This window comes from Dyella agri, assembly GCF_044904705.1.
GTDB classification, from domain to species: Bacteria; Pseudomonadota; Gammaproteobacteria; order Xanthomonadales; family Rhodanobacteraceae; genus Rhodanobacter_A; species Rhodanobacter_A agri.
The window spans coordinates 1-24,962 of the sequence record NZ_JADIKL010000014.1 but is presented as its reverse complement, the minus strand read 5'-3'; the positions used below and the strand labels follow the sequence as shown (position 1 = coordinate 24,962).

The window sequence follows — 24,962 nt, the reverse complement described above, 5'->3', positions numbered from 1 at the left end:
AAGGCCGACACGCATGAACAATGCTCCACTGCACGTCATCGTCCTCGCCGCCGGCGCCGGCACGCGCATGAAATCCACGCGCCCCAAGGTGCTGATGCCGCTGGCCGGGAGGCCGCTGCTGGCCCATGTGCTGGCCACCGCCCGGGAGCTGCAGCCGGCCGCGATCCACGTGGTATACGGCCACGGCGGCGACCAGGTGCAGGCCGCGTTCGCGCAGGATAAGGATCTGCACTGGGTGCTGCAGGCCGAACGCCTCGGCACCGGCCACGCGGTGGAGCAGGCGCTGCCTGGCGTGCCCGACGACGCGCAGGCGCTGGTGCTGTATGGCGACGTGCCGCTGACCCGCGCCGAGACCCTGCGCACGCTCACGCAAGTGGAAGGTGGGTTTGGCCTGCTGGCGATCCGCGTGTCCGAGCCGCGTGGCTACGGCCGCGTGCTGCGCGACGGCAACGGCCACGTGCGCTGCGTGATCGAGGAAAAGGACGCCACCGACGAGCAGCGCGCGATCGACCTGGTCAATACCGGCATCCTCGTCGCCCCGGCCGCCGCCTTGCGTGTCTGGCTCGCCGGGCTCGACTGCGACAACGCCCAGGGTGAGTACTACCTCACCGACATCTTCGCGATGGCGAACGAGGAGAAGCGCCCCGCGCTCAGCGTGGAGTGCGGCGACCCGGTGGAAGCGTCCGGCGCGAACGACGCGCTGCAGCTCTCTACGCTGGAAACCGAATACCGCCAGCGCGCAACGCGCGCATTGCAGCTTGCCGGCGTGCGGCTGGCCGACCCCGCACGCATCGACGTGCGTGGCGTGGTGAGCGCCGGTCACGATGTGGAACTCGACATCGACGTGATTCTGGAAGGCGAGGTTGACCTCGGCGATGACGTGCGCGTGGGTCCGTTCACCCGCCTCAAGGACGTGCGTCTGGCCGCCGGCACGGTGGTGCAGGCGCACTGCGATCTGGAAGGCGTGGTCACCCACGGCCCTTGCACCATCGGCCCGTTCGCGCGGCTGCGTCCCGGCACCGAACTCGACGCCGGCGTGCACGTGGGCAACTTCGTCGAAACCAAGAAGACCCGCATCGGCGAAGGCAGCAAGGCCAATCACCTGACTTACCTCGGCGACACCGTGATCGGCCGCGGCGTCAACGTGGGCGCCGGCACCATCACCTGCAACTACGACGGCGTAAACAAGTTCGTCACCCGCATCGAGGACGGCGCCTTCATCGGCTCGAACAGCGCACTGGTGGCGCCGGTGACGATCGGCGCGCAGGCCACCATCGGCGCGGGCTCGGTGATCACCCGCGATGCACCGGCTGGCGAGCTCACCATCGCACGCGGCCGCCAGCTCACGCTGGCAGGCTGGCAGCGGCCGGAAAAGCAGTCAGAATCGTAGTCAGCCGTCGAAGAAAGGTAGTCGTCCGTCGAAGAAAGCATGCCGCTGCAAGACATGAGAGTTGCGAATGGACATCCGGGACACGGAAATTCTGGTGACGGACCGGATCGACGAAAGCATGTCGCGGGTCATCCGCAACGGGCTCGATGCCTTCAATGACGAGGTCGCGGGATATGCGGATCGATTGCCGCTGGCGGTCGTCGCGAGGGACCCTGCTACCGGCGATGTCCTCGGTGGGGCGCTGGGCCGCTCGTCGCTGGGCCTGTTGTTTCTCGACCTGTTCTACCTGCCGCCACCTTTGCGCAGCGGAGGCCTGGGATCGCGCATTCTGAAGCGGTTCGAGGAGGAAGGGCAACGACGTGGCTGCCGTTCCGCCGTGCTCTACACGATCAGCTTCCAGGCACCGAAATTTTACGAGCGGCATGGCTGGCGCGCGTTTGGCGAGATCCCCTGCGATCCAGCCGGTACCAGCCGGATTTTCATGACGAAGGACCTGTCCGCCTCAATGGCGCGGACGGATCACAGGTAGCGCCACCCATCCAGCTCCACCAGCAGCTCACTGCGGCAGACGTCGCCATGCAACAGCAGCACGGGCACGCCGGGCAGGTGCTGCCTGAGCTTTTCGCGCACCCGCGGCACGTCGGCGCCATGGCGCACGTAGGCTTTCAGTGGCGCGTGGGTATCGAAACCGGCGGGCATGCCGGCGCTGGCCAGCAGAGATTCGAGATTGACCAGGATCTCGTCGAGCTGCGCGGCGGTGTCGCCTTCGTGCGCGGAGGCATGGCCTACCACGGCAGCGGTGCCGGAAATCGCCAGCACGTCCTGCGCAGGCAGGCGCATCGCGCGGGCGAAGCCGGGAGAGGTGCGGCCGTACTGGCGCGGGTAGCGCCAGGCGCTGACCTGGCGCGGGTTCTCCACCGCGGTGCCGGCGTGCACGCCGGCGAGCAGGTAGACCTGCAGCAGGTTCGCATCGCCGTGGTGGCCGATCGCAGTGGCGGCGGGATAGCCGTGGGCGAACCAGTCGCCACAGCCTTCGGCACGGCCGTCGCAGAACAGCTTGTAGCGCTCGCTGTCGCCATCGCCCCGGTTGATCGCGCCCTGGTAGTTCCAGATGCGCAACACGTTTTGCTCGTCGCGGCTGCGGATGAAGTCGCGCAACTGCGCGTAGGCGAAGCGGGCGGCGCCGGCGGGGCCGCCGTATTCGCGTTCGTCCAGTTCCAGCGCGGCGAACAGCCAGCCGCCGCCGGCCGACCAGCGCAAGGCGCCATGGCGGCCATGCTGTACCTGGCCGTCGACCTGCCAGGCTTCCAGTGGCGCCGGCGCGTCGAAGGTTTCCAGCGGCACGCGCAGCCAGCGCGGATCGTCGCTGTCCGCGACGCCGCTGCCGAAGCCGAATACCGCCAGCGTGCCGGGCTCGGCCAGCAAGGTGGCGGCATCGTTCATGCGATAAGAGATGCGGGGCGCGCGCGCCGGGCCGGTATCGGCCCATCTGCTTTCACAACCTTCAAGCATACTTGCGACCGGGAGAGACAAGGGCTCCATGTTACACTTCGCAGCCGCTTTTGCCTGTTTCGACGACGTTTCCCGAGCTTCCACGCATATGGCCGAATTGACTGCTGCCCAGCACGAGCTGGCCTCCCTGATCGTGGAAAGCCTGAATCTCGAAGCGATCGATCCCGCGAAGATCGATCCCGACGCGCCATTGTTCGGCGGCGAGCTGGGGCTGGATTCGATCGATGCGCTGGAGATCGCGCTGGCGGTGTCCAAGCGCTACGGCTTCCAGCTGCGCTCGGACCATCCCGACAACCAGCGCATCTTCGCCAGCCTGCGCGGCCTGAGCGCGTTCGTCGAAGCGCATCGCGCGCACGGCTGAACCCGCCCTCGGCATGAGCGAGGCCACACACTGGCGCCAGCACCGCGAAGGCGGCGGTCGGCTCGCACTGTGGTTGATGCGCACGCTGGCCTTGCATGGCGGCCGCCGTGCCGGCCGGCTGCTGCTGTACCCGGTCACGCTGTACTTTTTCCTGCGCCGCGGCGCCGAGCGGCGCGCTTCGCGGCAATACCTCGAACGAGTGCTCGGGCATCGGCCCGGCCCGTGGCCGATGCTGCGCCAGTTCCACGCCTACGCCGCCACCACGCTGGACCGGATCTATCTGCTGGCCCACGGCGAGCGCGGTTTCCGCATCGAGATCGAAGGCCTGGCGGAACTGGAGCGGTGCATCGCCGAAGGCCGCGGCGTGTTGCTGGTCGGTTCGCACCAGGGCAGCTTCGAGGCCTTGCGCGTGCTCAGCGCGCGACGTCCCGACATACCGCTGCGCGTGGTGCTGGACAAGGGCAAGACGCCGGCGATGACCGAGCTGCTGGAGGCGCTGGCGCCGGCCGTGGGCGCGGCGGTGATCGATGCTGCGCAAGGTGGTGCCGGTGTGGTGTTGGCCGCCGCGGAGGCCTGCCGACAGGGTGCGATGGTGGCGCTGCTGGCCGACCGCGCTGGCGAACACGAGGCGCAGCGCGCGGTGGATTTCCTTGGCGCACCGGCACCGCTGCCGGTGGGGCCATGGCTGCTGGCGAACGCGCTGCAGGTGCCGGTGCTGCTGTGCTTCGGCCTTTACCTGGGCGGCAATCGTTACCGGCTGGTGTTCGAGCCGTTCGCCGAGCGCGTGGCGATTCCGCGCGGGCAGCGCGGCCCTGCGCTGGATGCGTTGCTCGCGCGCTACGCCGCGCGGTTGGAGCATTACGTGCGGGTGGCGCCGTACAACTGGTTCAACTTCCACGATTTCTGGCAGTCGCCACCGGCCGACGCCGACACGCCGCGGTAGCAGCCGCACCTACGCGCGAAGCATCTGCTCGTGCGCGTCGTCGATCACCCGCGGCGCGGTGTGCGAGCGCCGGTAGCTTTCCGCCACCCGGCCGTAATGCAGCACGCGGGCGACCGTGTACGCGGTGATGCGCAAGGTGTCGCGCACCGGACGCAGATGGCTGGGGCGCGCGCCGGGCGGGTAGCGCGAGGCGATCGGCACGGCGACCACGCCCATGCCCAGTTCGCGCGATGCCGCGATCAGGATCGCCGCCTCGAACACGAAGTTCTGCGCCGGCAGATCGACGAGATCCAGCGCGGCGCGCGGGTACCAGCGCTGGCCGCTCTGCGTGTCCGCCACCGGCTGGCCGCAACCCCATGAGATGCCCCAGTCGGCGAAGGCGTTGGCGCGCCGGCGCGCGTTCGGCTGCTGCGCCTTGTCGAGCAGGCGTGCGCCGATCACCAGCTGGCCGGGATACGCGGCGGCGGCGGCCACGATGCGCGGGATGTCCGCCGCCAGGTGCTGGCCGTCGCCATCCATGGTCAGCACGGCTTCGTAACCCAGGCGCAGCGCCTCGCGGAAACCGTCGCGCAGGGCCTGGCCCTTGCCGTGGCGCGCCTCATGGCGCAAGACCGTCACCGGCAGCGTGGCGAGGATCTCCGGCGTGCGGTCGTCCGAGCCATCGTCGACCACGATCACCGCTGCGCCCATGGCGATCACCGATTCGACCACGCCACGGATCGCGCCCTCCTCGTTGAGGCAGGGAATCAACACGCACCAGCGGGGCAGAGCGGTGTTCAAGCGACGGACTCCACGTTGACCGGCAGATCCAGCGTGGCGGCAAGCGCGAGCCGGCAGTGGCCGCCATGCCCGGCCAGCAGGGCGAGCAGGGGCAGCGCAGCGGCGGCGGGGTTGCCGTCCGCCACGCCAGCCAGCGTAGCGGGCAGCGGCGTCGATGCAGCGTGATCCGCCGGCATCTGCAGCCGTAGCCGCGCGAGCGCGGTCGCACCGGCCTCCGGCGCCAGCAGCAGGGCGCAGCCGAAGGCGAGGCTGCATCCGGTCATCTCCAGCAGGGGGCCGCGTCCGGCGATGTCGCTGCACACCAGCAGTACCGGGCGCTGCTCGGCCAGCGCCTGCGTCGATGCTTCGAGCAGCGCGGCGCCGAAACTGTGGATGCCGGCGCAGACCGCGCTGGAGGGTGCGCGGCAGCCGGTAGCAATGGTCCAGTAACCGGCCGGCGCGTTGTGCACGGAGTGATGGAAGCGGGTGGGCGACAACTCGGCCGGTGCGCGCGCCAGCGTGGTGCAGATTTCGTCGGTGATCGCCTGGTCGCCGTGGGCCGAGGCGAACACGCAGGCCAGCGTGCCCGGGTCGCGCCCACTCATCGCCAGGGCCTGGCCGGCCACTTCCACCGCCAGCCGCACGCTCTCCGGCGCGCGGCGGCGCTCGTTCGCCGGCAGCAGCGCGGCGGCCGGTGCCGGTGCGGCGGGCGCAGCGGGCATACCGCCGGCGAGCAGAGTGCGCAGCGCGGTGAAGTCGCCCAGGCGGGACGACCACAGGCCGATGCCTTCGACGTGCAAGTGCATGCCGGTCATGGTGCGCGCCCGAACACGAGGCAGGCATTGTTGCCGCCGAAACCGAAGGAATTGCTGAGCGCGACGTCGACCCGCCGCGACTCGCTGTGCCACGCGAACTGCGGACCGCAGGCCGGGTCTGGCGCGGTGGCGCCGAGATTGCCGGGCACGAAGCCGTGTTCGATCGCCTGCAGCGCGATCGTGGCCTCGACGATGCCTGCCGCGCCCAGGGTATGGCCGGTGAATCCCTTGGTGGAACTCGCGCCCGTTGTCGCGGGAAAGCGGCGCGCCAGCAGCGCGGCTTCCATCGCGTCGTTCTGCTTGCTCGCGGTGCCGTGCAGGTTCACGTAATCGATCCGCGCTGCACCGAATCCGGCGCGGGCCAGCGCCGCATCCAGCGCCAACTCCGCGCCGTGGCCGTCGGGGTGTGGCGAGGACATATGCCAGGCGTCGCTGGCCTCGCCGTAGCCAAGCAGGCGTGGTGCCTGCGGCGCGGCCTCCACGCGCTCCAGCAGCGCGAAGCCGGCCGCCTCGCCGATCGAGATGCCATCGCGTGCCGCATCGAACGGGCGGCAGGCGGCCGGCGAGATCAGCTCCAGCGCGTTGAAGCCGAACAGCACGTTGTCGCAGAGGCTGTCGACGCCACCCACCACGGCCGCGTCGGCGAGATCCAGTGCGAGCAGGCGCGCGGCGCTGGCGAATACCTTGGCGCTGGACGAACAGGCGGTGGAGACGGTGAGGCAAGGTCCTTCCAGCCCGAGTGCCGTCGCGGCGAACGCGCTCAGCGAGTCGGGCGCGTGCAGCGCGGGACGGCGCAGTTCGGCGGGGAAGCGGCCATCGGCATCGAGCCGGCGGTAGGCTTCCTCGGTGGCGCCGATGCTGGCGGTGGAAGTGCCCAGCAGCAGCGCCACCCGGCGCGCGCCATAGCGCTCGCGCGCGGCATGCACCTTGTCGAGGAAACCGTCCTGCTGCAGGCCCAGCCAGGCAAGGCGGTTGTTGCGGCAATCCCAGGCGGCGTGCGCGGGCGGCAGGACGGTGTTTTCCACGCCGGCCACGCGGCCGACCCAGCCGAGCCGCGGTACGCTGCCGAAATCGTTGGGACGCAACCCGCTGCGGCCGTGCCGCAGCGCATCGTGCTGCGCCGCCAGCCCGCGGCCGAGCGCGGAGGTGACGGTGCAGGCGCTGACCGCGAACGGGGTCATCGGTGTCGTCATCGCGACAGCCTAACGAGCCCCTTCGGCGCTGCCTAGCGTACGCCTGGCGGGCGGCGCGGGCGTGTTCAGCTGCGGTGTGTTCTTGATCTGGCGCAAGTCCGCGCGACGCCGCGTCGCAGCGGTGGCGGAAGCGGCTCTTGCTAAGCTCACGGCAATGACAATGGAGTGGAGCCGATGAGCGAACAAGCCGACCGGGCCGAAACCTTCCTGCGCGGGCTGCAGGATCGCATCTGCGCCGAGCTGGAGCGGCTGGACGGCTCGGCGCGTTTCGTCGAGGACGCCTGGACGCGCGCGGCAGGCGGCGGCGGACGCACCCGGGTGCTGCGCGACGGCGCGCTGTTCGAGCAGGCCGGAGTGAATTTCTCGCGCGTCAGCGGCAACCAGCTGCCATCCAGCGCCACCGCGCACCGCCCCGATCTGGCCGGCGGCAGCTTCATCGCCACCGGCGTGTCGCTGGTGCTGCATCCGAAGAACCCCTACGTGCCGACCACCCACGCCAACGTGCGCTACTTCGAGGCGAGCAAGGAGGGCGTGGCGCCGGTGTGGTGGTTCGGCGGCGGCTTCGATCTCACCCCGTTCTATCCGTTCGACGAAGACGTGGCGCACTGGCACACGGTGGCGCGCGAGTTGTGCGCGCCGTTCGGCGCGGATGTCTACCCGCACTACAAGCAGTGGTGCGACGAATACTTCTACCTGAAGCACCGCGGCGAGACGCGCGGCGTGGGCGGCCTGTTCTACGACGACCTGAGCGAAGGCGGTTTCGAGCGCTGCCTCGATTTCACGAAGGCCGTGGGTCAGGGCTTCCTCGACGCCTACCTGCCGATTGCCGCGCGCCGGCGCGACACGCCGTATGGCGAGCGCGAGCGCGAGTTCCAGCTGTACCGCCGTGGCCGCTACGTGGAATTCAACCTGGTCTACGACCGCGGCACGCTCTTCGGCCTGCAGTCGGGCGGGCGCACCGAGTCGATCCTGATGAGCCTGCCGCCGCGGGTGCGCTTCGAGTACGCCTACCAGCCCGAGCCGGGTTCGGCGGAGGCGCGGCTGGCCGATTACCTCAAGCCGCGCGATTGGGTGTAGCGCGTTGCTGGGGCCATGGGCTTGCGGCCCGCAGGCACTGCACATAAGCAACATTGCGCATGCCGATGCCGGTGCTGTCGATGGCATAAACCGACGAAACGGCAGACTGGACGCGGCAGTTGCGCTCGGTGTGCTGCCGCAACAGGTCGCGATTCATGGGGGCGCTGGTGCAGCCGGCCAGCGCCGCGGCAACGACCGCGACGGCAATGCGGGTGTTCATGGCAGCCTCCTGGCGAGCCATCCGGACAATGGCCCGCGGCGATGGGTCGGGTGTTACGTCGTGGCGTCGAATGCCGGATCGCGGTTTACGGCGCACTCCCGTGGAACGGCTCCACGGTCGCGCCCTTCACCGGGCCGATCTGCGCGCTGTCGCTGACCTTGAGCACCACGGGCCGGCGGAATTCCAGGGTGCCTTGCACGGTGGCGTGCGGGCCGATCACGATCACCGGCTTGCGGTCGCTGCCCCAGTGGAACCAGCCATTGTTGTTCGGCTGATTGACCAGGATGCCGCCCTGGACTTGCGAGTTCGCGCCCACGGTGATGTCGCCAGCCACGGTTTCGAGGCCGCCGCCCACGTGGGCGGCATTCAGCCGGATGGCGCCGTTGACGTTGGAGAGGCGGCCGTCCACCTGGGCGCCCTGCGCCAGGCTGATGTCGCCGTTGACCGCGTGGACCTGGCCGTCGACCTTGCCGCCGGTCGCGACCTCGATCGAACCGTTGACGGTGTGCAACTCGCCCGCCTCGGCCTGGTTGCCCAGGGACACCGAGCCGTTCACGGTGCTGGCCTGCTGCACCACGGCGTGATCGCCCACGTCCACGTCGCCGTTGACGCTCTTCGCGGTACCGACGTGCTGGCCGGCCTCGACGCGGACATCGCCGTTGACCTTGTGGATGTCGTCGTCCGAGGCGGCCGCGGCCAGCGGCAGGAGCAAGACCAGGGAAAGCAGAATGCGGCGCATGGCGGGGCTCCGTTCAGTGAATGACATGATCTGGGATGCATGCCGACGGCGTTTGGTTGGCGTGACCTTTGGCAGGGGAGGCGGCTGCCGCTACCATTTCGCTCCTCCCCGCCGAGAATTCCCGCCATGCACAAGCTCGTTCTGATCCGCCACGGCCAGTCGCAGTGGAACCTCGACAACCGTTTCAGCGGTTGGGCCGATGTGGATCTCACGGCCCAGGGCGCCGAGGAGGCGCGCGAGGCGGGCGAGCTGCTGAAGCGCGAGGGTTACGCATTCGACGTGGCGCATACCTCGGTGCTGAAGCGCGCGGTGCACACGCTGTGGGGCGTGCTCGATGCGATGGAGATGAGCTGGCTGCCGGTGCACACCGATTGGCGCCTCAACGAGCGCCATTACGGCGCGCTCACCGGCCTCAACAAGGCCGAGACCGCAGCGAAGTACGGCGACGCCCAGGTGAAGGTCTGGCGCCGCAGCTACGACATCCCGCCGCCGCCGCTGGCCCGCGACGAGAACGAGGCGGTGCACGACCCGCGCTATGCCGGGCTGGCCCCGGCGCAGATCCCCGACACCGAGTGCCTGAAGGACACCGTGGCCCGCGTGCTGCCGTACTGGCACGAAGTGCTGGCGCCGGCGATCAAGGCCGGCCAGCGCGTGGTGGTGGCCGCCCATGGCAATTCGCTGCGCGCACTGGTGAAGTACCTGGACGGTATCTCCGACGACGAGATCGTGGAGATGAACATCCCTAATGGCGTGCCGCTGGTGTACGAGTTCGACGCGGAGCTGAAGCCGCTCAAGCGCTACTACCTGGGCGATGCCGCGGCGATCGAGGCGAAGATGGCCGCGGTGGCGAACCAGGGCAAGGCGAAGTAACCCATTGGGCCGCGCATGACGGCTGTCATGCGCGATGGCTGCGTGCCGTACATCGCGCGGCACCCGCGTCTCGGTTAGGCTGCGCGCATCCCTCCAGCCGGATGCGCCAAGCATGTCTCCTCACCTGATGAGCTACGTCATCATCGTGCCGTTGATGGCCTTGATGGTCTGGCGCCGGATCAGCCGCCAGTTCGGCCGCCAGCCGATCCGGCGCGGCCGGATGATCGCCCGTATCGCGATCTTCGCGGTGATCGGTTGCCTGCTGATGCTTGGCGGCCTGCACGACATCCGCCTGGCCGAGGGCGTGCTCGGCGGCGCATTGATCGGTGCGGCGCTGGGTTTCGTCGGCCTGCGCCTGACGCGTTTCGAGACCGACCCGGTGAAGGGCGACTGCTACCTGCCGAACCCATGGATCGGCGCCGTGCTCACCGCGCTGCTGCTGGGTCGGCTGGTGTGGCGCTTCATGGTGCTGGCGCCGCAAATGCAGCAGGCCGACGCGCTGGCTGCCGGTGCGCCGCCCGCCACGAGCATGCAGATGGGTTACCAGGCCAGTCCGCTGACGATGCTGGTGATCGGCTTGCTGGTGGGCTACTACATCGTCTATTTCGCCGGCCTGCTGGTGCATCACCGGCGCTACCAGCAGTCGCGTCTCACGCCCGCCGCGTGAGGCGATTCAAGGCGTCACGCTGAAATCGATTTCCAGCGGATACGGCACCGGTGAGGCTGGTGGCGCGGGCAGCATCCAGCTCGCGAACTGGCTGGCCAGGCAGGCGGCGACCGGCGTAGCCGGCTGCACCGCGATGCGCTGCGGCTTGCCGTGCGCGTCCACGTCCAGCACCAGGGTGAACGGCGACTTGTCGTCGTGGTTGCTGGCGAGGCAGCTCTTGTAGGCGTCGGTGGTGGGATTGCCGATCTTGCCCCACAGCGCTTTCTGATAGGCCGGTCCGGTGGCGGCGGCCTCGGCCATCTTCGCCTGGTGCACGCGCGCTTCGAAGTCGTTGCCGGCGGCGACCGGTGCGGCGCCGAGCAGCAGGGCAAGGGCGACGGGGATGGACATGGGAGCTCCGGCGGAATGAGTTGCCGGCGACCTTAGCAGCTCGTTCCGGCAAGCGTCGGATCGCGTGCCGCGTATTCGCGCAGCCACGGAGCGATCGCCCCGGCCGGCATCGGCCGGGCGATGTGGTAGCCCTGCACTTCGTCGCAGCCCATGTCGCGCACCGCGGCCATCACGTCCGCGTTCTCCACCCCTTCCATCACCACCCGAAAACCCAGGTCGTGCCCCAGCGCCACCATCGAGCGCACGATGGCGGCGTCGTGCGGGCGGGTGTCGATGCCGCGCACCAGCGACTGGTCGATCTTCAGGCTGGTGGCCGGCATCCGGCGCAAGGCGTCGAGATTGCTGTAGCCGATGCCGAAGTCGTCGATGGCGATGCCCACACCGGCCTTGCGCAGCGTGCCGAGCACGTCGTGGGTGAGCTGGCTGTGCTGGATCGCGCTGCTTTCGGTGAACTCCAGCTCCAGCCGGGCCATCGGCACGCCGTGGCGTTGCGCGACCGTGGCCAGGCGTTTCTCCAGCATGATGTCCAGGTCGATGCTGGACACGTTCAGCGACAACCGCAGGTCGAGCCCGGCGCGCAGCCACTCGGCCAGCTGGGCGAGGCCGTGGTCGAGCACCCAGTCGGTGAGCGAGCGCATCAGGCCGGCCTGCTCGGCCAGCGGCACGAACACGTCGGGCGACACCGTACCCAGGGTGGGGTGGCGCCAGCGTGCGAGCGCTTCCAGTGTCAGGCAATGACCGCTGGCCAGGTCCACGCGCGGCTGGTAGTGCAGCTCCAGCTCGGCGCGCTCGGAGAGCGCGGCAGCCAGCTCGGTGACCAGGAAGAACTCCTGGCGGTGGCGCTCATCCTGACTGTGGTCGTATACCGCCCAGCCGCTGGCGGTGCCTTGCGCGGCGGACGAAGCGTTCATCACCCGGCGCAGCGGGTCGCCGCCACGCAGCTCGCGCGCCTCGACCTTGAGCAGGCCCACGCCTGGCTGCAGGGTCAGCGGTACGCCGAGGCAGTCGACGGGTTCGCGCAGCGCCGCCACCAGGGCATCCAGCTGCGCGGGCGTGGGTGCCTCGTGCGAGCCCGGCAGCAGCACCGCCAGCCGGGTGGTGGCCACCTGGTACAACTGCATGCCGGGCATGCAGGCCTGCACCCGTTCGGCCACCGCGCGCATCAGCGCGTCGGCATAGGCGTGGCCCATGGCGCGCACGAAGGCGTGGAAGCGTGTTACCGGCGCAGCCTCGATCGCCAGCAGCCACGCGGTATCGGTCCCGTTCGACAATTGCGCGTGCAGGTCGGCGAAGAACGCATTGCGGTGCGGCAGTCGCGTGGAAGGGTCGATGCGGTTGAGATAGCAGCGCAGCGCGGCCCCGGTGCCAGCCAGCGCCGCCGCGTCGCGCAGGGCGGCGAGGTCGCTGGCGCTCAGAGCGAGGCGCGGTCGCCTGTCGACGACGAACAATGCGCCCAGCTGCTGGCCGTCCAGGCCGAATACCGGTTCGCAAGCGAAGAAGGCCACGGCGGCGTGCGCGGGGTCGGCTCCCGAGGGCAGGAAGCGGGCATCTTCGCGGGCGTCGAGCAGCACCTCGGCGCTTCCACGGCGCATGGCGGCGCGGCAGGCGGCCAGCAGTGCCGCGTCGACCGGCACGGCGTCCGGCTGGCCGGGCGGGGTGTGCCAGAACGCGCTGCCGTCGGTGAGCAGCAGCGCCACCAGCGGTACGTGCAGTGCGCCGGCAGCGAGCCGCGCCACGGCCTCGAAGCCGGGCATGGCGTGCTGCTCGGTGGCTTCGCCGGTTGCCGACGCCTGGTCGATACCGGGGCGCCCGTCCTGGGGCGCACCCTGCGAGATCTCCATCGTCCCATCCCCCTGCGTGACCGCATGGTGTCCCCCGACGCAGGCTACTGCGGCGCCGGGGGAGTGGCAACGTCAGTCGGCGCGGTGCGGCAGCGCCAGGTATTCCTCGCTCTGCATTTCGATCAGCCGCGATTCGGTGCGGCCGAATTCGGCGCGCAGGCGCTCGCCGTCGTACAGCTCGGTGATCGGTGCGGCCGCGGAGAGGACCAGCTTCACGTGGCGGTCGTAGAATTCGTCCACCAGTTGCACGAAACGCTTGGCGGCGTCCTCGCTGTAGATGGTGAACTGCGGCACGTCCGAGACGATGATCGCGGGGCCGGCCTTGGCCAGCGCGATGTAGTCGGCCACCGCGCGCGGCCCTTCGCACAGCGCGGCGAAATCGAACCACAGGATGTTGTCGGCGCGCTTGCGGCAAGGGATAGCGCGGCTGTTGATTTCCAGCGCGCCGCCTTCGACCACTTCACCCTCGGCGTGGTCGCGGAAGATGCGCTCCAGCGCGCGGTGCGCCTCGGCCCCGGGCGGCGTGTAATACACCGCGGCCTGGCTCAGCGCGCGCAGCCGCCAGTCGCGGGCGGAGGCCATCTTCACCACACGGCAGTGCTGCTCCAGCAGCGCGATCGCGGGCAGGAAACGCGCCCGCTGCAGGCCGTCCTTGTAGAGCTCGGCCGGCGCGGTGTTCGAGGTGGTGACCACCGCCACGCCGCGCGCGAACAGGCATTCCAGCAGGCGGGCGAGGATCATCGCGTCGCCGATGTCGTTGACCAGGAACTCGTCCAGGCACAGCACGCGGCAACGCGCGGCGAGGCCGGCGGCCACCTCGGTCAGCGGGTCCTGCCGCTCGCCCAGTTCGCGCAGGCGCTCGTGCACCTCGCCCATGAAGCGGTGAAAGTGCCGGCGCAGCGCCACGCCGTGCGGCAGGCTGGCTACGAACAGGTCCATCAGGAAGGTCTTGCCACGGCCCACCGTGCCCCACAGGTACAGGCCCGGCGGTGGCGGCGCGGCCTCGCTGGCGAGCAGCGATTTCAGTCGTCCGAACAGGCCGCCGTTGCCGTTCGTCGCGGCGCACAGCGCGGCGTGCAGGCGATCGAACTCGGGCAGCACCGCGAGCTGGGCAGGATCGGATTCCCAGCGGTGCGCAGCCACGCCTTCCTGGTAGCGCACGCTGGGTGCGGGCGAGAGGGTTTCAGTCATGGAGGAATTACGTGCGCGCGGGCGGCAGCCAGTCGGCGATGGCGTGCTTCACCGCGCCACGCAAGTCCATCAGGCGGCGATGGAAGAAGTGGCCGGTCTCGGGCATGCGGATCAGCTCGGGCGGCTTGTCCATGGCCTCGATCCAGTCGAACACCGCCTGCGGTTCCACTACCTCGTCGGCCTCGCCCATCACCATCAGCCACGGGCAGCCGGGCAGCACGTCGTCCCCCATCGACCAGCGCCCCACCGGCGGCGCGATGCTGACCAGCGCGTCGGCCTCGAGTCGCACGGCGTTGCGGATGGTGACGTAGCTGCCGAACGAGAAGCCGGCCAGCCACAGCGCGTCGCCGGGGCGCACGCGGCGCAGCCAGGCCACCACGGCGGCGAGATCCTCGCTTTCGCCGTTGCCGTCGTCGTAGCTGCCCGCCGAGGCGCCGGTGCCGCGGAAGTTGAAGCGCAGCGTGTCCAGCCCCGACTCGCGCAACGCGCGCTCCAGCATCGTCACCACCTTGTTGTGCATGGTGCCGCCCTGCACGGGATTGGGGTGGCAGATCACCGCCACGCCGCGGCGCGCATCGGCGCGCTCGGCGACATCGCTGATGGCTTCGAGCTTGCCGGCGGGGCCGTCGAGCATGAAACTGGCGGCGATATCGGGAAAGCTGACAGGTTCGGCGGGGAGCTCGGTGGGATTCATGTGCACGATGATAACCGCCGCCCGTGTCTGCCGCCCGTGGCCGTGCCGCGGGCGTCGCCGATGAACCACCTGGCGCATGTGCTGTTGGCCGGCAATGACGAAAGCTTGCAACTCGGCGGCATGCTCGGCGATTTCGTGCGCGGCCAACCCGACGGGCGACAGTTCCCCGCACGGGTGATTGCCGGAATCCAGCTGCATCGCGCGATCGACGTGCATACCGATGCCCATCCCGAGGTGCTTGCTGCCAAGGCGCTGCTGCCGTCGCCGTACCGGCGATATGCCGGCATCTTGCTGGACATGTGGTTCGACCATTGCCTGGCGCGGGATTTTTCGCGCTGGAGCGGGCAATCGCTGCAGACCTGCTCCGATGCACTGCGTACCTTGCTGCATCGGCACGACGCGTTGCTGCCGCCGGCGTTGCGGCGCTTTCGCGGTTACATGGATACGCATGATTTGCCGGCCGGCTACGCCGATCGCGTGGTGCTGGGTCGTGCGCTGGCGGACATCGGGCTGCGTCTCAGCCGGGCCAATCCGCTGGACTCGGCGCTGCCGGTGCTGGTGGCGCATGAGGCGCTGCTGCAGCGGCATTTCGAGGCGTTTTTTCCGCAGCTGCGGGCGTTTGCGCAGGAGTGGATCGAGGTGAATGTGGTGGGGTGATGGGGGGGCTCGCTGCTGCAGGAGGCGGGAGGGGAGAGGTAACGCAGTCCGCGGCGAGATTGACCCCTCATCCCAACCTTTCTCGCTCCGCAAAGCCGGCGCCATCCATGGCGCCTCCCCCCGTACTCCCCGCAGGAGAGAAGGGGTGAACGAAAACGCCGCCCCGGGGGGGCGGCGTTTGCTTTTATCTGATTGGAGCGGGGGCTTACTTGGCCTGGTCGACGATCCAGGTCACCGCGGCTTTCACCTGTGCATCGGTGAGCGCGGGGTTGCCGCCCTTGGGCGGCATGAAGTTGCCGTCCGGACCGTGGTAGCCGTCGGTAGCGTGCTTGATCAAGGTCTCCAGGCCCTCGGCGACGCGCGGTGCCCACATGGCCTTGTTGCCCAGTTTCGGCGCGCCGGCGATGCCGGCGGTGTGGCAGCTGGTGCAGAGGTTGTCGTAGATGGTCTTGCCATCGGTGGTGCCGCCATAGGCGACCTGCGAGGCGGCGGCCTTGGCGGCGGCATCGGCGGCGGCCTGCATCGCGGCACGGCCGGTGTTGCCGGCATAGGCGGCGCCGGCGGGCGCAAGCCGTGCGGCGACCTGCGCCTGCACGTTCGGGTCGGTTTCCTTCGGCTCGTGGCCGTAGATCACCAGGGCAAGCAGGATCAGCACCACGGTCAGCGCGGCCAGTCCGCCGATCAGCTTGGCGAACTGGTGCACGAAAACCCGGTCGGAATTGTTCATGGAACCGCTCACGTATGTACTCCAGGTCGGTGGATCGTCCGGAAGGCCCCTGCGGCATCCGGTGCGTCGACGGGCTACCGGAGGCCCGCACCCGCCGTTGCCGCGATGCGATGCGGCAGGTCTGGCGGGCGCAAGGCCCGGAGTATAGACGAAGCCACCGGCAAGTTTTCAGCCGCTGGCAGCGGCGATCTGTCGCGCCAAGGAACCGGGGCCATCGGTCCCTGTCCAAGAACGGTGGTGCGGCGGGAGCGCATCCATGCCATCGGTCATGCCCCACCCCTGTCGACTGGCATTGTTTCTTTGCGTTGTACAGCACCTATGCTTGGCCCCAATCAGCTGACCGCTGGGTGCGTCGGCACGGGTTCCAACGTTGGCACAGTTTTCATATCGGGAGTTTTCTGCAATGTCGCGTTTTTGGAAGATCGCGCTGATCGTCGTCGCGGTGATCGTGCTGGCCGCCGTCGGCCTGCGCCTGCTGCACAAGCCAGGTGGCGCGGGGCAGCCCGGGGCCATGGGCGGCAAAGACAACCCTCCGGTGCCGGTGACCGTGGTGCCGGTGGTGAAGGAGAACGTGCCGGTCTACCTGACCGCGCTGGGCACAGTGCAGGCGCTCAACACCATCACGGTGAATCCGCAGGTGGGGGGCCAGCTGATCAACCTTGCCTTCAGCGAGGGCCAGGAAGTGAAGAAGGGCCAGCTGCTGGCGCAGATCGACCCGCGCACCTTCCAGGCGTCCTATGACCAGGCGCTGGCCAAGCAGAAGCAGGACACGGCTTCGCTGGCCACCGCGCAGAGCACGCTCAAGCGCAACCAGGCGTTGGTCGCCAGCGGCTACGTGGCGGCGCTGGACATGGATACCTACCGCAACAACGTGAACCAGCTCGAGGCCGCGGTGGTGCAGGACAAGGCCGCCGCCGAAAACGCCAAGGTGCAACTCGACTACACCCAGATCCGTTCGCCGATCGACGGCATCGCCGGCATCCGCGCCGTGGATCCGGGCAACGTGGTGACCACCACCAGCACCATCGTCACGCTGACCCAGCTGCATCCGATCAATGTGATGTTCACCCTGCCCGAGCAGAACCTCGCCATGGTCCGCAAGGCGCAGATGGCCGCGCCGCTCGGGGTCGCCGCGCTCGACCGCGTGGACAAGCACCCGGTGGCCACCGGCGGCGTGCTCAAGGTGATCGACAACGAGATCGACGCCACCACCGGTACCTTCCGCCTGAAGTCGGAATTCCAGAACGCCGACAATGCGCTGTGGCCGGGCCAGTTCGTCAATGTGCGGCTGCAGGTGCGCGTGGACGACGGCGCGCTGGTGATCCCGGCCGAGGCGGTGCAGCGCGGCCCCGACGGCGACTACGTCTACCAGGTGCAGGGCGACAACACGGTGAAGATGCAGCCGGTGGTCGTCGCTGGCGAAGTGGGCGACAGCCACGTGATGATCGGCAGCGGCCTCAACGTGGGCGAGCAGGTCGTCACCGAAGGCCAGTTCCGCTTGAAGCCCGGCAGCAAGGTCAATCCGCTCAAGCCCGGCGAAGTGCCGCCGGCGCCGAGCGACGCGGAACTGCAGAAGGCCAAGCAGCAAGGCAAGAGTGGCGGTCGCCGCGGCCACTGACGCAACCCCGGCGGCCGTCGCTCCGGTGACGGCTGCCTGACACTCGCCGCCGCGGTGGCGGCGAGTCATGCATCATCTCCCGGCGGCCGCGGCCACCGGCGAGCAGGACGCCATCCAGACAGCAGCACGGACACCCATGGGATTCTCGACGCTTTTCATCCGCCGCCCGATCGCCACCTCGCTGCTGATGGTGGCGATCCTGCTGCTCGGCATCCTGGGTTACCGTCAGCTGCCGGTGTCGGCGCTGCCCGAGATCGAGGCACCCAGCCTGGTGGTGACCACCCAGTATCCGGGCGCCAGCGCCGGCACCATGGCGGTGCTGGTCACCACGCCGCTGGAGCGCCAGCTGGGTCAGATCTCCGGCCTCACCATGATGAGCTCGGACTCCTCCGCCGGCCTGTCCACCATCGTCATGCAGTTCGCGATGAACCGCGACATCGACGTGGCCGCGCAGGACGTGCAGGCGGCGATCAACCAGGCGCGCGGCGTGCTGCCCAACAACCTGCCGTACCCGCCGGTGTACAACCGAGTGAACCCGGCCGACGCGCCCATCCTCACGCTGTCGCTGCAGTCGGACAGCCGGCCGCTGCGCACGGTCAACGATTACGCCGACTCGATCCTCGCGCAGAAGCTGTCGCAGGTGCCGGGCGTGGGCCTGGTCTCGATCGCCGGCAACGTGCGCCCCGCGGTGCGCGTGCAGCTGAATCCGGCGCAGCTCTCCAACCTCGGCATGACGCTTGAGGACGTGCGCAGCGCGCTCAGCCAGGCCAACGTCAACGCGCCCAAGGGTACGTTGAACGGCAAGACCCAGAGCTACTCGATCGGCACCAACGACCAGCTCGCCGACGCGGCCGACTACAAGAGCACCATCGTCGCGTACAAGAACAATGCGCCGGTGAAGCTCTCCGACGTGGCCCAGGTGGCCGACGGCGTGGAGAACGACCAGCTCGCCGCATGGGCGAACGGCAAGCCCGCGGTACTGCTCGACATCCGCCGCCAGCCCGGCGCGAACATCGTGCAGACCGTGCAGCAGATCCGCCAGATCCTGCCCGAGCTGCGCGCCGCGTTGCCGGCCGACGTGCACCTGGACGTGTTCGCCGATCGCACCATCACCATCCGCGCCTCGGTGGAGGACGTGCAGTTCACCCTGCTGCTGACCATTTTCCTGGTGGTCGCGGTGATCTTCGTGTTCCTGCGCCGGTTGTGGGCGACGGTGATCCCCTCGGTGGCGGTGCCGCTGTCCTTGCTCGGCACCTTCGGCGTGATGAGCTTCACCAGCATGTCGCTGGACAACCTGTCGCTGATGGCACTCACCGTCGCCACCGGCTTCGTGGTGGACGACGCGATCGTGATGATCGAGAACATCGTCCGCTACATCGAGCAGGGCAAGAGCGGCAAGGAAGCGGCCGAGCTGGGCGCGAAGGAGATCGGCTTCACCGTGCTGTCGTTGACGGTGTCGCTGATCGCGGTATTCCTGCCGCTGCTGCTGATGCCCGGCGTCACCGGTCGCCTGTTCCACGAATTCGCCTGGGTGCTGACCATCGCGGTGGCGATCTCGATGCTGGTGTCGTTGACGCTCACGCCGATGATGTGCGCCTACCTGCTGCGCCCGGACCAGCTGCCCGAGGGCGAGGATGCGCATGAGCGCCACCTCGCCGCCGGCAAGCGCACCGTGTGGGCGCGCACCGTGGGCGTGTACGAGCGCTCGCTGGACTGGGTGCTGGATCACCAGAAGCTGACGATCCTGGTGGCCGCCGCCACGGTGGCGGTGACCGTATTCCTGTACATCGCGATTCCCAAGGGCCTGCTGCCCGAGCAGGACACCGGCATGATCACCGGCGTGGTGCAGGCCGACCAGAACGTGGCGTTCCCCGCGATGGAGCAGCGCACGAGCGCAGTGGCCGCCGCGTTGCGCAAGGATCCTGCGGTGGCCGGCGTGGCCGCGTTCATCGGCGCGGGCACGGTCAATCCCACGCTCAACCAGGGCCAGCTCTCCATCGTGCTCAAGGATCGCGGCGACCGCGACGGCCTGGACAAGATCCTGCCGCGGCTGCAGCAGGCGGTGGCCGGCATCCCCGGCGTGGCGCTTTACCTCAAGCCCGTGCAGGACGTGACCCTGGACAGCACCGTCGCCGCGACCGAGTACCAGTACGCGCTGTCGGACACCAACACCGACGAGCTGGCGACCTATGCCAGCCAGATGACCCAGGCGCTGCGCCAGCGGCCCGAGCTGGCCGACGTGGACAACAACCTCGCCGACCAGGGCAACGCGCTCAAGCTCACCATCGACCGCGAGAAGGCAAGCCGCCTCGGCGTGCCGGTGCAGACTATCGACGATACGCTGTACGACGCCTTCGGCCAGCGCCAGATCTCCACCATCTTCACCCAGCTCAACCAGTACCGTGTGGTGATGGAGGTGGCGCCGCAGTTCCGCACCACCACCGCGCTGCTCGACCAGATCACCGTGCGCGGCAACGGCAACGGCGCACTCACCGGCAGCACCGCGACCAGCTTCGGTCAGCTCACCTCGAGCAACTCGGCCACGCCGTCGGGCATCGGCAACACTGGCAACGTGGGCTTCGTCATCGGCGGCGGCGGCACCATCCCGCTGTCCTCGCTGGTCAGCGCCAAGGTCACCAGCGCACCGCTGGTGATCAGCCACCAGCAGCAGCTGCCCGCGGTGACGGTGTCGTTCAACGTGGCGCCGGGCTACTCGCTGTCCGACGCGGTGACGGCAATCCACCAGGTCGAGGCGCAGCTGCAGTTCCCGCCGCAGGTGCGCGGCGAGTTCATCGGCAAGGCGGCGGAGTTCTCCAACAGCCTGGGCGACGAAGTGCTGCTGCTGCTTGCCGCGATCGTGGTGATCTACATCGTGCTGGGCGTGCTGTACGAGAGCTACATCCACCCGCTGACGATCATCTCCACCCTGCCGCCGGCCGGCGTGGGCGCGCTGCTGGCGCTGATCCTGTTCGGCATGGATCTGTCGGTGGACGGCATCGTGGGCATCGTGCTGCTGATCGGCATCGTGAAGAAGAACGCGATCATGATGATCGACTTCGCGATCGAGGCGCAGCGCAAGGGCATGTCCGCCCGCGACGCGATCCACCGCGCCTGCCTGCTGCGTTTCCGCCCGATCATGATGACCACCGCCGCGGCGATGCTGGGTGCGTTGCCGCTGGCGCTGGGCAGCGGCATCGGCGCCGAGCTGCGCCGGCCGCTGGGCGTATCCATCGTCGGCGGCCTGTTGCTGTCGCAGCTGGTGACGCTGTACACCACACCGGTGATCTACCTGTACATGGAGCGCTTCCAGGACTGGTTGCGCGAGCGCCATGAACGTCGCGCGCTGGCCCGCGCGCAGGCCGACGGCGCGGCACATTGAGGGGTCGGGTTACATCCGACGCCGCACGGCGGCGTCGCATCCGGCGCGGCGAAACGATCAACCGTTTCGCCGCGCGCACGTTGAGCAGAACATGAATCGCAGCACTTCCATCCGCCTTTCTTCGCCGTCGCGCCGCGGGCGCCCGGCATGAACATCTCCGGCATCTTCATCCGTCGTCCGATCGGTACCTCGCTGCTGGCGATCGGCGTGTTCGTCACCGGCATGATCTGCTACCTGCTGCTGGGCGTGTCGGCACTGCCGGACATGCAGTTTCCGGCGATCTTCGTGCAGGCCAGCGAAGCCGGCGCGGACGCCTCGACCATGGCCTCCACCGTGGCCGCGCCGCTGGAGCGCCACCTCGGCCAGGTGCCGGGCATCCAGATGATGAACTCGCACAGCTCCGAGAGCAGCACGTTCGTCTTCATGATGTTCGAGAACGGCGTGAACCTGGATTCCTCCGCGCGCGACGTGCAGGCCGCGATCAATGCCGCGATACCCGACTTGCCCGCGGGGGTGACGCCGAGCTACCAGAAGGCCAACCCCAACGACGATCCGATCATCGCGATCGCGCTGACGTCGACCACGCAGTCGGCGGCGGACATGTACAACCTGGCCGACACCTTGCTGGCGCAACGCCTGCGTCAGCTGAAAGGTGTCTCCTCGGTGGACATCGCCGGCGCCGCCACGCCGGCGATCCGCGTCGACGTGAACCTACGCGCGCTGAATGCGATGGCGCTGTCACCGGATCAGCTGCGCAACGCGCTCACCGCCGCCAACGTCACCTCGCCGGAGGGCTTCCTGTCCAACGGCAAGACCACCATGGCGGTCAGTTCCACCGCCCAGCTGCACACGGCGGATGACTTCGCGAACCTGGTGATCGCGATGAAGAACGGCACGCCGGTGCGCCTGTCCGACGTCGCGCATGTCTATGCCGGCACCCAGGACGCGTACCAGGCGGCCTGGTTCGAGGGCAAGCCGGCGATCCTGATGTACGTCTTCAAGAAGTCCGACGCCAACGTGATCGCCACGGTGGACGAGGTGCGCGCCCAGCTGCCGCTGCTGCGCGACTACCTGCAGCCGGGCACCACGATGACGCCGTTCTTCGACGACACGCCGACGATCCGTGCCTCGCTGCACGAGGTGCAGGCCACACTGCTGATCTCGCTGATGATGGTGGTGCTGACGATGGCGCTGTTCCTGCGCCGGCTCGCGCCCACCCTGATTGCGGCGGTGGCGGTGCCGCTGTCGCTGGCCGGCGGCTTCGTGGCGATGTACATCCTCGGCTACACGCTGAACAACCTCACCCTGCTGGCGCTGGTGATCGCGATCGGCTTCGTGGTGGACGATGCGATCGTGGTGATCGAGAACATCATCCGCCACATCGACGCCGGCATGACGCGGATGGAGGCGACGCTCGCCGGCGCGCGGGAGATCGGCTTCACCATCGTCTCGATCACCGCTTCGCTCATCGCCGTGTTCATTCCGCTGCTGTTCGCCGGTGGTGTCACCGGTATGTTCATGCACGACTTCGCGGTGACCCTGGTGTCGGCGATCCTGATGTCGGCGCTGGTCTCGCTAACCCTCACGCCGGCGTTGTGCGGGCGTTTCCTCGGCGGTCACGACCATCGCACCGGGCCGTCGCGGCTGGGGCGTGCGCTGGATCGCTTCCATGCCGGCATGCTGGCGATCTACAGCCGCGCACTGGAGTTCTCGCTGCGCCACGCACTGGCGTTCGCGCTGACGCCGCTGGTGCTGATCGCCGTCACCTTCTTCCTGTTCGGTGTGGTGAAGAGCGGCTTGTTCCCGGCGCAGGACACCGGTCTGATCTGGGGTCGCGCCACGTCCAGCGCCACCGTCTCGTTCGCGCAGAGCGAGCAGCGCATGCAGCGCCTCACCCAGATGCTGATGTCCGACCCGGACGTGGCCACGATCGGCACCCGGCTCGGTACCAGCCGGCAAGGCGCCAGCGGTTCGTTCAACATCGACCTGAAGACCCGTGCGCAAGGCCGCAAGGACGACACCTTCGCGGTGCTGGCTCGACTTACCGCCAAGGCAGCGAAATACCCCGACCTCAACCTGCGCCTGCGCCCGCTGCAGGATCTGCCCAGCGCGGGCGGCGGCGGCACCAGCCAGGGTGCGCAATATCAGATCGGCTTGCAGAGCAACGACCTCGCGGAGCTGCAGGAGTGGCTGCCGAAGCTGGTGACCGAACTGAAGAAGAACCCCAAGCTGCAGGACGTGGGCAGCGACGTGGATGAGGGCGGCCTGCGCCAGAACATCGTGATCGACCGCAGCACCGCGTCGCGGCTGGGCATATCCATCGGCACCATCGACGGTGCGCTGTACGACGCCTTCGGCCAGCGCCAGGTGTCCACCATCTACTCGGACATCAACCAGTACACGGTGGTGGTGAACGCGCTGCCGAACCAGACCGCCACGCCGGAATCGATCAACCAGATCTACGTGCCGTCCAGCAGCGGCAAGATGGTCCCGCTCACTGCGTTCGCGCACCAGGAGCCGGGCCTGGCGCCCGCGTCGATCTCCCACGAGAACCAGTACACCACGATGGACCTGAGCTTCAACCTCGCTCCCGGCGTGAGCATGGGCGAGGCGATGGCGATCGTGCAGGCCACGGTCACCAACATGCGCATGCCGGGCGACATCAAGCTCAATGTCGGCGGCGACTTCCGCCGCTTCGAGCAGATGCAGGGCGGCATGCTGTGGCTGGTGCTGGCGGCGATACTCACCGTCTACATCGTGCTGGGCATGCTGTACGAGAACCTGATCCACCCGGTGACCATCCTGTCCACCTTGCCGGCGGCCGGCGTGGGTGCGCTGATGGCGTTGTGGATCACCGACACCGAACTCTCGGTGGTGGCGCAGATCGCGCTGGTGCTGTTGATCGGCATCGTGAAGAAAAACGCGATCATGATGATCGACTTCGCCCTGGTCGCCGAGCGCGAGCACGGCAAGAGCCCGCTGGACGCCGCGCACGAGGCCTGCCTAGTGCGTTTCCGCCCGATCATGATGACCACCATGGTGGCGATCCTCGCCGCGCTGCCGATCGCGATCGGCCTGGGCGAGGGCAGCGAGCTGCGCCGCCCGCTCGGCATCGCGCTGATCGGCGGCCTGCTGATCTCGCAGAGCCTTACCCTGCTCAGCACGCCGGCGCTGTACGTGGTTTTCTCCTGTCTCGGCGCGCGCTGGAAGGCCTGGCGTGCCCGTCGCGCCGAGCAGCGGCGGTCGCGCCGCGCCGCGCCGGTGCGCTTGCCGGGCTGAATATTTTTTTGCTTTTCACTCTCCCACTTGTTGAAGAGGGAGAGGGGGCGGGGCTTTTGCTTCTACGTCTTTGGAAGATTCAAAGCGGTTTCGTCCACCTGTCGTCGGCCGAGTTACTTTTCTCTTGCGTGGCCAAGAGAAAAGTAACCAAAGAGAAGGCCACCCCGGTTGGCGCTTGCCGGGCGTCCTGCCCGGCAAGTCCGTGAGGTGGGGCCGGGCTTTTCGAGCGGGCTCCTGCCCGCGCGAAAAGGCGAGTCCATCCATGGCCTCGCCCGCTGCGCGGCCTTCTCGTCCCCGCCTCACCGCCGCTCAGGGGCCCCGGAAAAGCAGCGCGCTCCTGCGCGCAGGAGCAACGGCAACAGCCAGATCAAAGCCGAAGCGGCGCGAAGCGACACAAGGCTTTGCGCGTTGTGCCTCGGCATCCTGATACGGCGCGGTGTGGCCGCACCGTGTATCGCGTAGGCAGATGTGGCTCCAAAAAACCTCGAAACGTCCTGCTTGTAATCCCGGCGTATTGAACCAGGCCATTTCTCTTGGTTACTTCTCTTGACTCCGGGCATCCTGCCCTCCGCCCTTCGGGCCAGCTTCGCTGTTCGCCGCCGCTCCTGCGGCGGCGTGGGCCAGCAAAGAGAAGTGACTC

General features: G+C 68.6%; 22 protein-coding genes. 11 read left to right on the top strand and 11 right to left on the bottom strand.

Annotated elements, in window-relative coordinates:
* The first annotated feature begins 13 nt into the window (after positions 1-13).
* Both glmU and ISP14_RS17395 read left to right on the top strand, forming a co-directional pair.
* Positions 14-1,390: a bifunctional UDP-N-acetylglucosamine diphosphorylase/glucosamine-1-phosphate N-acetyltransferase GlmU gene (gene glmU / locus ISP14_RS17400; RefSeq protein ID WP_404542331.1), complete on the top strand. Its 1,377-nt coding sequence runs from the start codon at positions 14-16 to the stop codon at positions 1,388-1,390.
* Between the two features lie 67 nt (positions 1,391-1,457).
* The gene (locus ISP14_RS17395; RefSeq protein WP_404542329.1) at positions 1,458-1,919 is read left to right on the top strand and encodes a GNAT family N-acetyltransferase; all 462 of its coding nucleotides are present in this window, start codon (positions 1,458-1,460) and stop codon (positions 1,917-1,919) included.
* Here the strand turns inward: ISP14_RS17395 and ISP14_RS17390 are convergent.
* Entirely contained in the window at positions 1,910-2,833 is a 924-nt protein-coding gene (locus ISP14_RS17390; RefSeq protein WP_449757835.1) for a chorismate transformation enzyme, FkbO/Hyg5 family, read from the bottom strand. The two genes, ISP14_RS17395 and ISP14_RS17390, sit on opposite strands and share 10 nt — an antisense overlap.
* A 157-nt stretch (positions 2,834-2,990) precedes the next feature.
* Between ISP14_RS17390 and ISP14_RS17385 the strand changes: the two genes are divergently transcribed.
* Positions 2,991-3,263 carry a phosphopantetheine-binding protein gene (locus ISP14_RS17385; RefSeq protein WP_404542324.1) on the top strand — a complete coding sequence of 91 codons (273 nt, stop codon included), beginning with the start codon at positions 2,991-2,993 and terminating at the stop codon, positions 3,261-3,263.
* A 13-nt stretch (positions 3,264-3,276) separates the two neighbouring features.
* Positions 3,277-4,206, top strand: a complete 930-nt coding sequence (locus ISP14_RS17380; protein ID WP_404542322.1) for an LpxL/LpxP family acyltransferase — start codon at positions 3,277-3,279, stop codon at positions 4,204-4,206.
* Between the two features lie 9 nt (positions 4,207-4,215).
* Here ISP14_RS17380 and ISP14_RS17375 read toward each other — a convergent pair whose 3' ends face one another.
* The 3 genes from ISP14_RS17375 to ISP14_RS17365 are packed head-to-tail and all read right to left on the bottom strand — an operon-like array spanning position 4,216 to position 6,961.
* A complete protein-coding gene (locus ISP14_RS17375) occupies positions 4,216-4,986 on the bottom strand; it encodes a glycosyltransferase family 2 protein (RefSeq protein WP_404542319.1) in 771 nt (256 codons plus the stop codon).
* Entirely contained in the window at positions 4,983-5,780 is a 798-nt protein-coding gene (locus ISP14_RS17370) for a beta-ketoacyl synthase chain length factor (protein ID WP_404542316.1), read from the bottom strand. The genes ISP14_RS17375 and ISP14_RS17370 overlap by 4 nt, the downstream gene beginning before the upstream one ends.
* Positions 5,777-6,961: a beta-ketoacyl-ACP synthase gene (locus ISP14_RS17365; protein WP_404542444.1), complete on the bottom strand. Its 1,185-nt coding sequence runs from the start codon at positions 6,959-6,961 to the stop codon at positions 5,777-5,779. The genes ISP14_RS17370 and ISP14_RS17365 overlap by 4 nt, the downstream gene beginning before the upstream one ends.
* 186 nt (positions 6,962-7,147) lie before the next feature.
* On the opposite strand from ISP14_RS17365, the gene hemF reads away from it, so the two are divergent.
* Positions 7,148-8,050 carry an oxygen-dependent coproporphyrinogen oxidase gene (gene hemF, locus ISP14_RS17360; protein WP_404542314.1) on the top strand — a complete coding sequence of 301 codons (903 nt, stop codon included), beginning with the start codon at positions 7,148-7,150 and terminating at the stop codon, positions 8,048-8,050.
* On the opposite strand, the gene ISP14_RS17355 is transcribed toward hemF, so the two are convergent.
* Together ISP14_RS17355 and ISP14_RS17350 are read right to left on the bottom strand one after the other, a co-directional pair.
* Entirely contained in the window at positions 8,028-8,270 is a 243-nt protein-coding gene (locus ISP14_RS17355; protein ID WP_404542312.1) for a hypothetical protein, read from the bottom strand. The genes hemF and ISP14_RS17355 overlap by 23 nt on opposite strands.
* Positions 8,271-8,355: 85 nt before the next feature.
* Positions 8,356-9,009, bottom strand: a complete 654-nt coding sequence (locus ISP14_RS17350) for a DUF4097 family beta strand repeat-containing protein (RefSeq protein WP_404542310.1) — start codon at positions 9,007-9,009, stop codon at positions 8,356-8,358.
* Positions 9,010-9,135: 126 nt separating this feature from the next.
* On the opposite strand from ISP14_RS17350, the gene gpmA reads away from it, so the two are divergent.
* Both gpmA and ISP14_RS17340 read left to right on the top strand, forming a co-directional pair.
* Entirely contained in the window at positions 9,136-9,879 is a 744-nt protein-coding gene (gpmA, locus tag ISP14_RS17345) for a 2,3-diphosphoglycerate-dependent phosphoglycerate mutase (protein ID WP_404542308.1), read from the top strand.
* A 112-nt stretch (positions 9,880-9,991) separates the two neighbouring features.
* Complete coding sequence (locus ISP14_RS17340; protein ID WP_404542307.1) at positions 9,992-10,546, top strand: DUF1453 domain-containing protein; 555 nt, start codon at positions 9,992-9,994, stop codon at positions 10,544-10,546.
* A gap of 6 nt (positions 10,547-10,552) precedes the next feature.
* On the opposite strand, the gene ISP14_RS17335 is transcribed toward ISP14_RS17340, so the two are convergent.
* The 4 genes from ISP14_RS17335 to ISP14_RS17320 all read right to left on the bottom strand — a co-directional run bounded on the left by ISP14_RS17335 (position 10,553) and on the right by ISP14_RS17320 (position 14,662).
* The gene (locus tag ISP14_RS17335) at positions 10,553-10,936 is read right to left on the bottom strand and encodes a peptidase C13 (protein WP_404542306.1); all 384 of its coding nucleotides are present in this window, start codon (positions 10,934-10,936) and stop codon (positions 10,553-10,555) included.
* Between the two features lie 32 nt (positions 10,937-10,968).
* On the bottom strand, positions 10,969-12,777 hold the full coding sequence (locus ISP14_RS17330) for a putative bifunctional diguanylate cyclase/phosphodiesterase (protein WP_404542303.1): 1,809 nt from the start codon (positions 12,775-12,777) through the stop codon (positions 10,969-10,971).
* 72 nt (positions 12,778-12,849) lie between these two features.
* A complete protein-coding gene (gene zapE, locus ISP14_RS17325) occupies positions 12,850-13,968 on the bottom strand; it encodes a cell division protein ZapE (protein ID WP_404542301.1) in 1,119 nt (372 codons plus the stop codon).
* A 7-nt stretch (positions 13,969-13,975) separates the two neighbouring features.
* A complete protein-coding gene (locus ISP14_RS17320; RefSeq protein ID WP_404542299.1) occupies positions 13,976-14,662 on the bottom strand; it encodes an alpha/beta hydrolase in 687 nt (228 codons plus the stop codon).
* Positions 14,663-14,722: 60 nt separating this feature from the next.
* Here ISP14_RS17320 and ISP14_RS17315 point away from each other — a divergent pair, with 60 nt between their 5' ends.
* Positions 14,723-15,319 (top strand): acyl carrier protein phosphodiesterase, encoded by a 597-nt coding sequence (locus ISP14_RS17315; protein WP_404542297.1) that lies wholly within the window; start codon positions 14,723-14,725, stop codon positions 15,317-15,319.
* Between the two features lie 205 nt (positions 15,320-15,524).
* Here the strand turns inward: ISP14_RS17315 and ISP14_RS17310 are convergent, their stop codons facing one another.
* Positions 15,525-16,046, bottom strand: a complete 522-nt coding sequence (locus ISP14_RS17310) for a c-type cytochrome (RefSeq protein ID WP_404542294.1) — start codon at positions 16,044-16,046, stop codon at positions 15,525-15,527.
* 403 nt (positions 16,047-16,449) lie between these two features.
* Here ISP14_RS17310 and ISP14_RS17305 point away from each other — a divergent pair, with 403 nt between their 5' ends.
* The 3 genes from ISP14_RS17305 (at position 16,450) to ISP14_RS17295 (ending at position 24,322) form a co-directional block, all read left to right on the top strand.
* Entirely contained in the window at positions 16,450-17,664 is a 1,215-nt protein-coding gene (locus ISP14_RS17305) for an efflux RND transporter periplasmic adaptor subunit (RefSeq protein ID WP_404542292.1), read from the top strand.
* Between the two features lie 136 nt (positions 17,665-17,800).
* The gene (locus ISP14_RS17300) at positions 17,801-21,043 is read left to right on the top strand and encodes an efflux RND transporter permease subunit (RefSeq protein ID WP_404542440.1); all 3,243 of its coding nucleotides are present in this window, start codon (positions 17,801-17,803) and stop codon (positions 21,041-21,043) included.
* 147 nt (positions 21,044-21,190) lie between these two features.
* Positions 21,191-24,322, top strand: coding sequence for an efflux RND transporter permease subunit (locus ISP14_RS17295; protein WP_404542290.1), 3,132 nt, complete (start codon positions 21,191-21,193; stop codon positions 24,320-24,322).
* Positions 24,323-24,962: the final 640 nt, after the last annotated feature.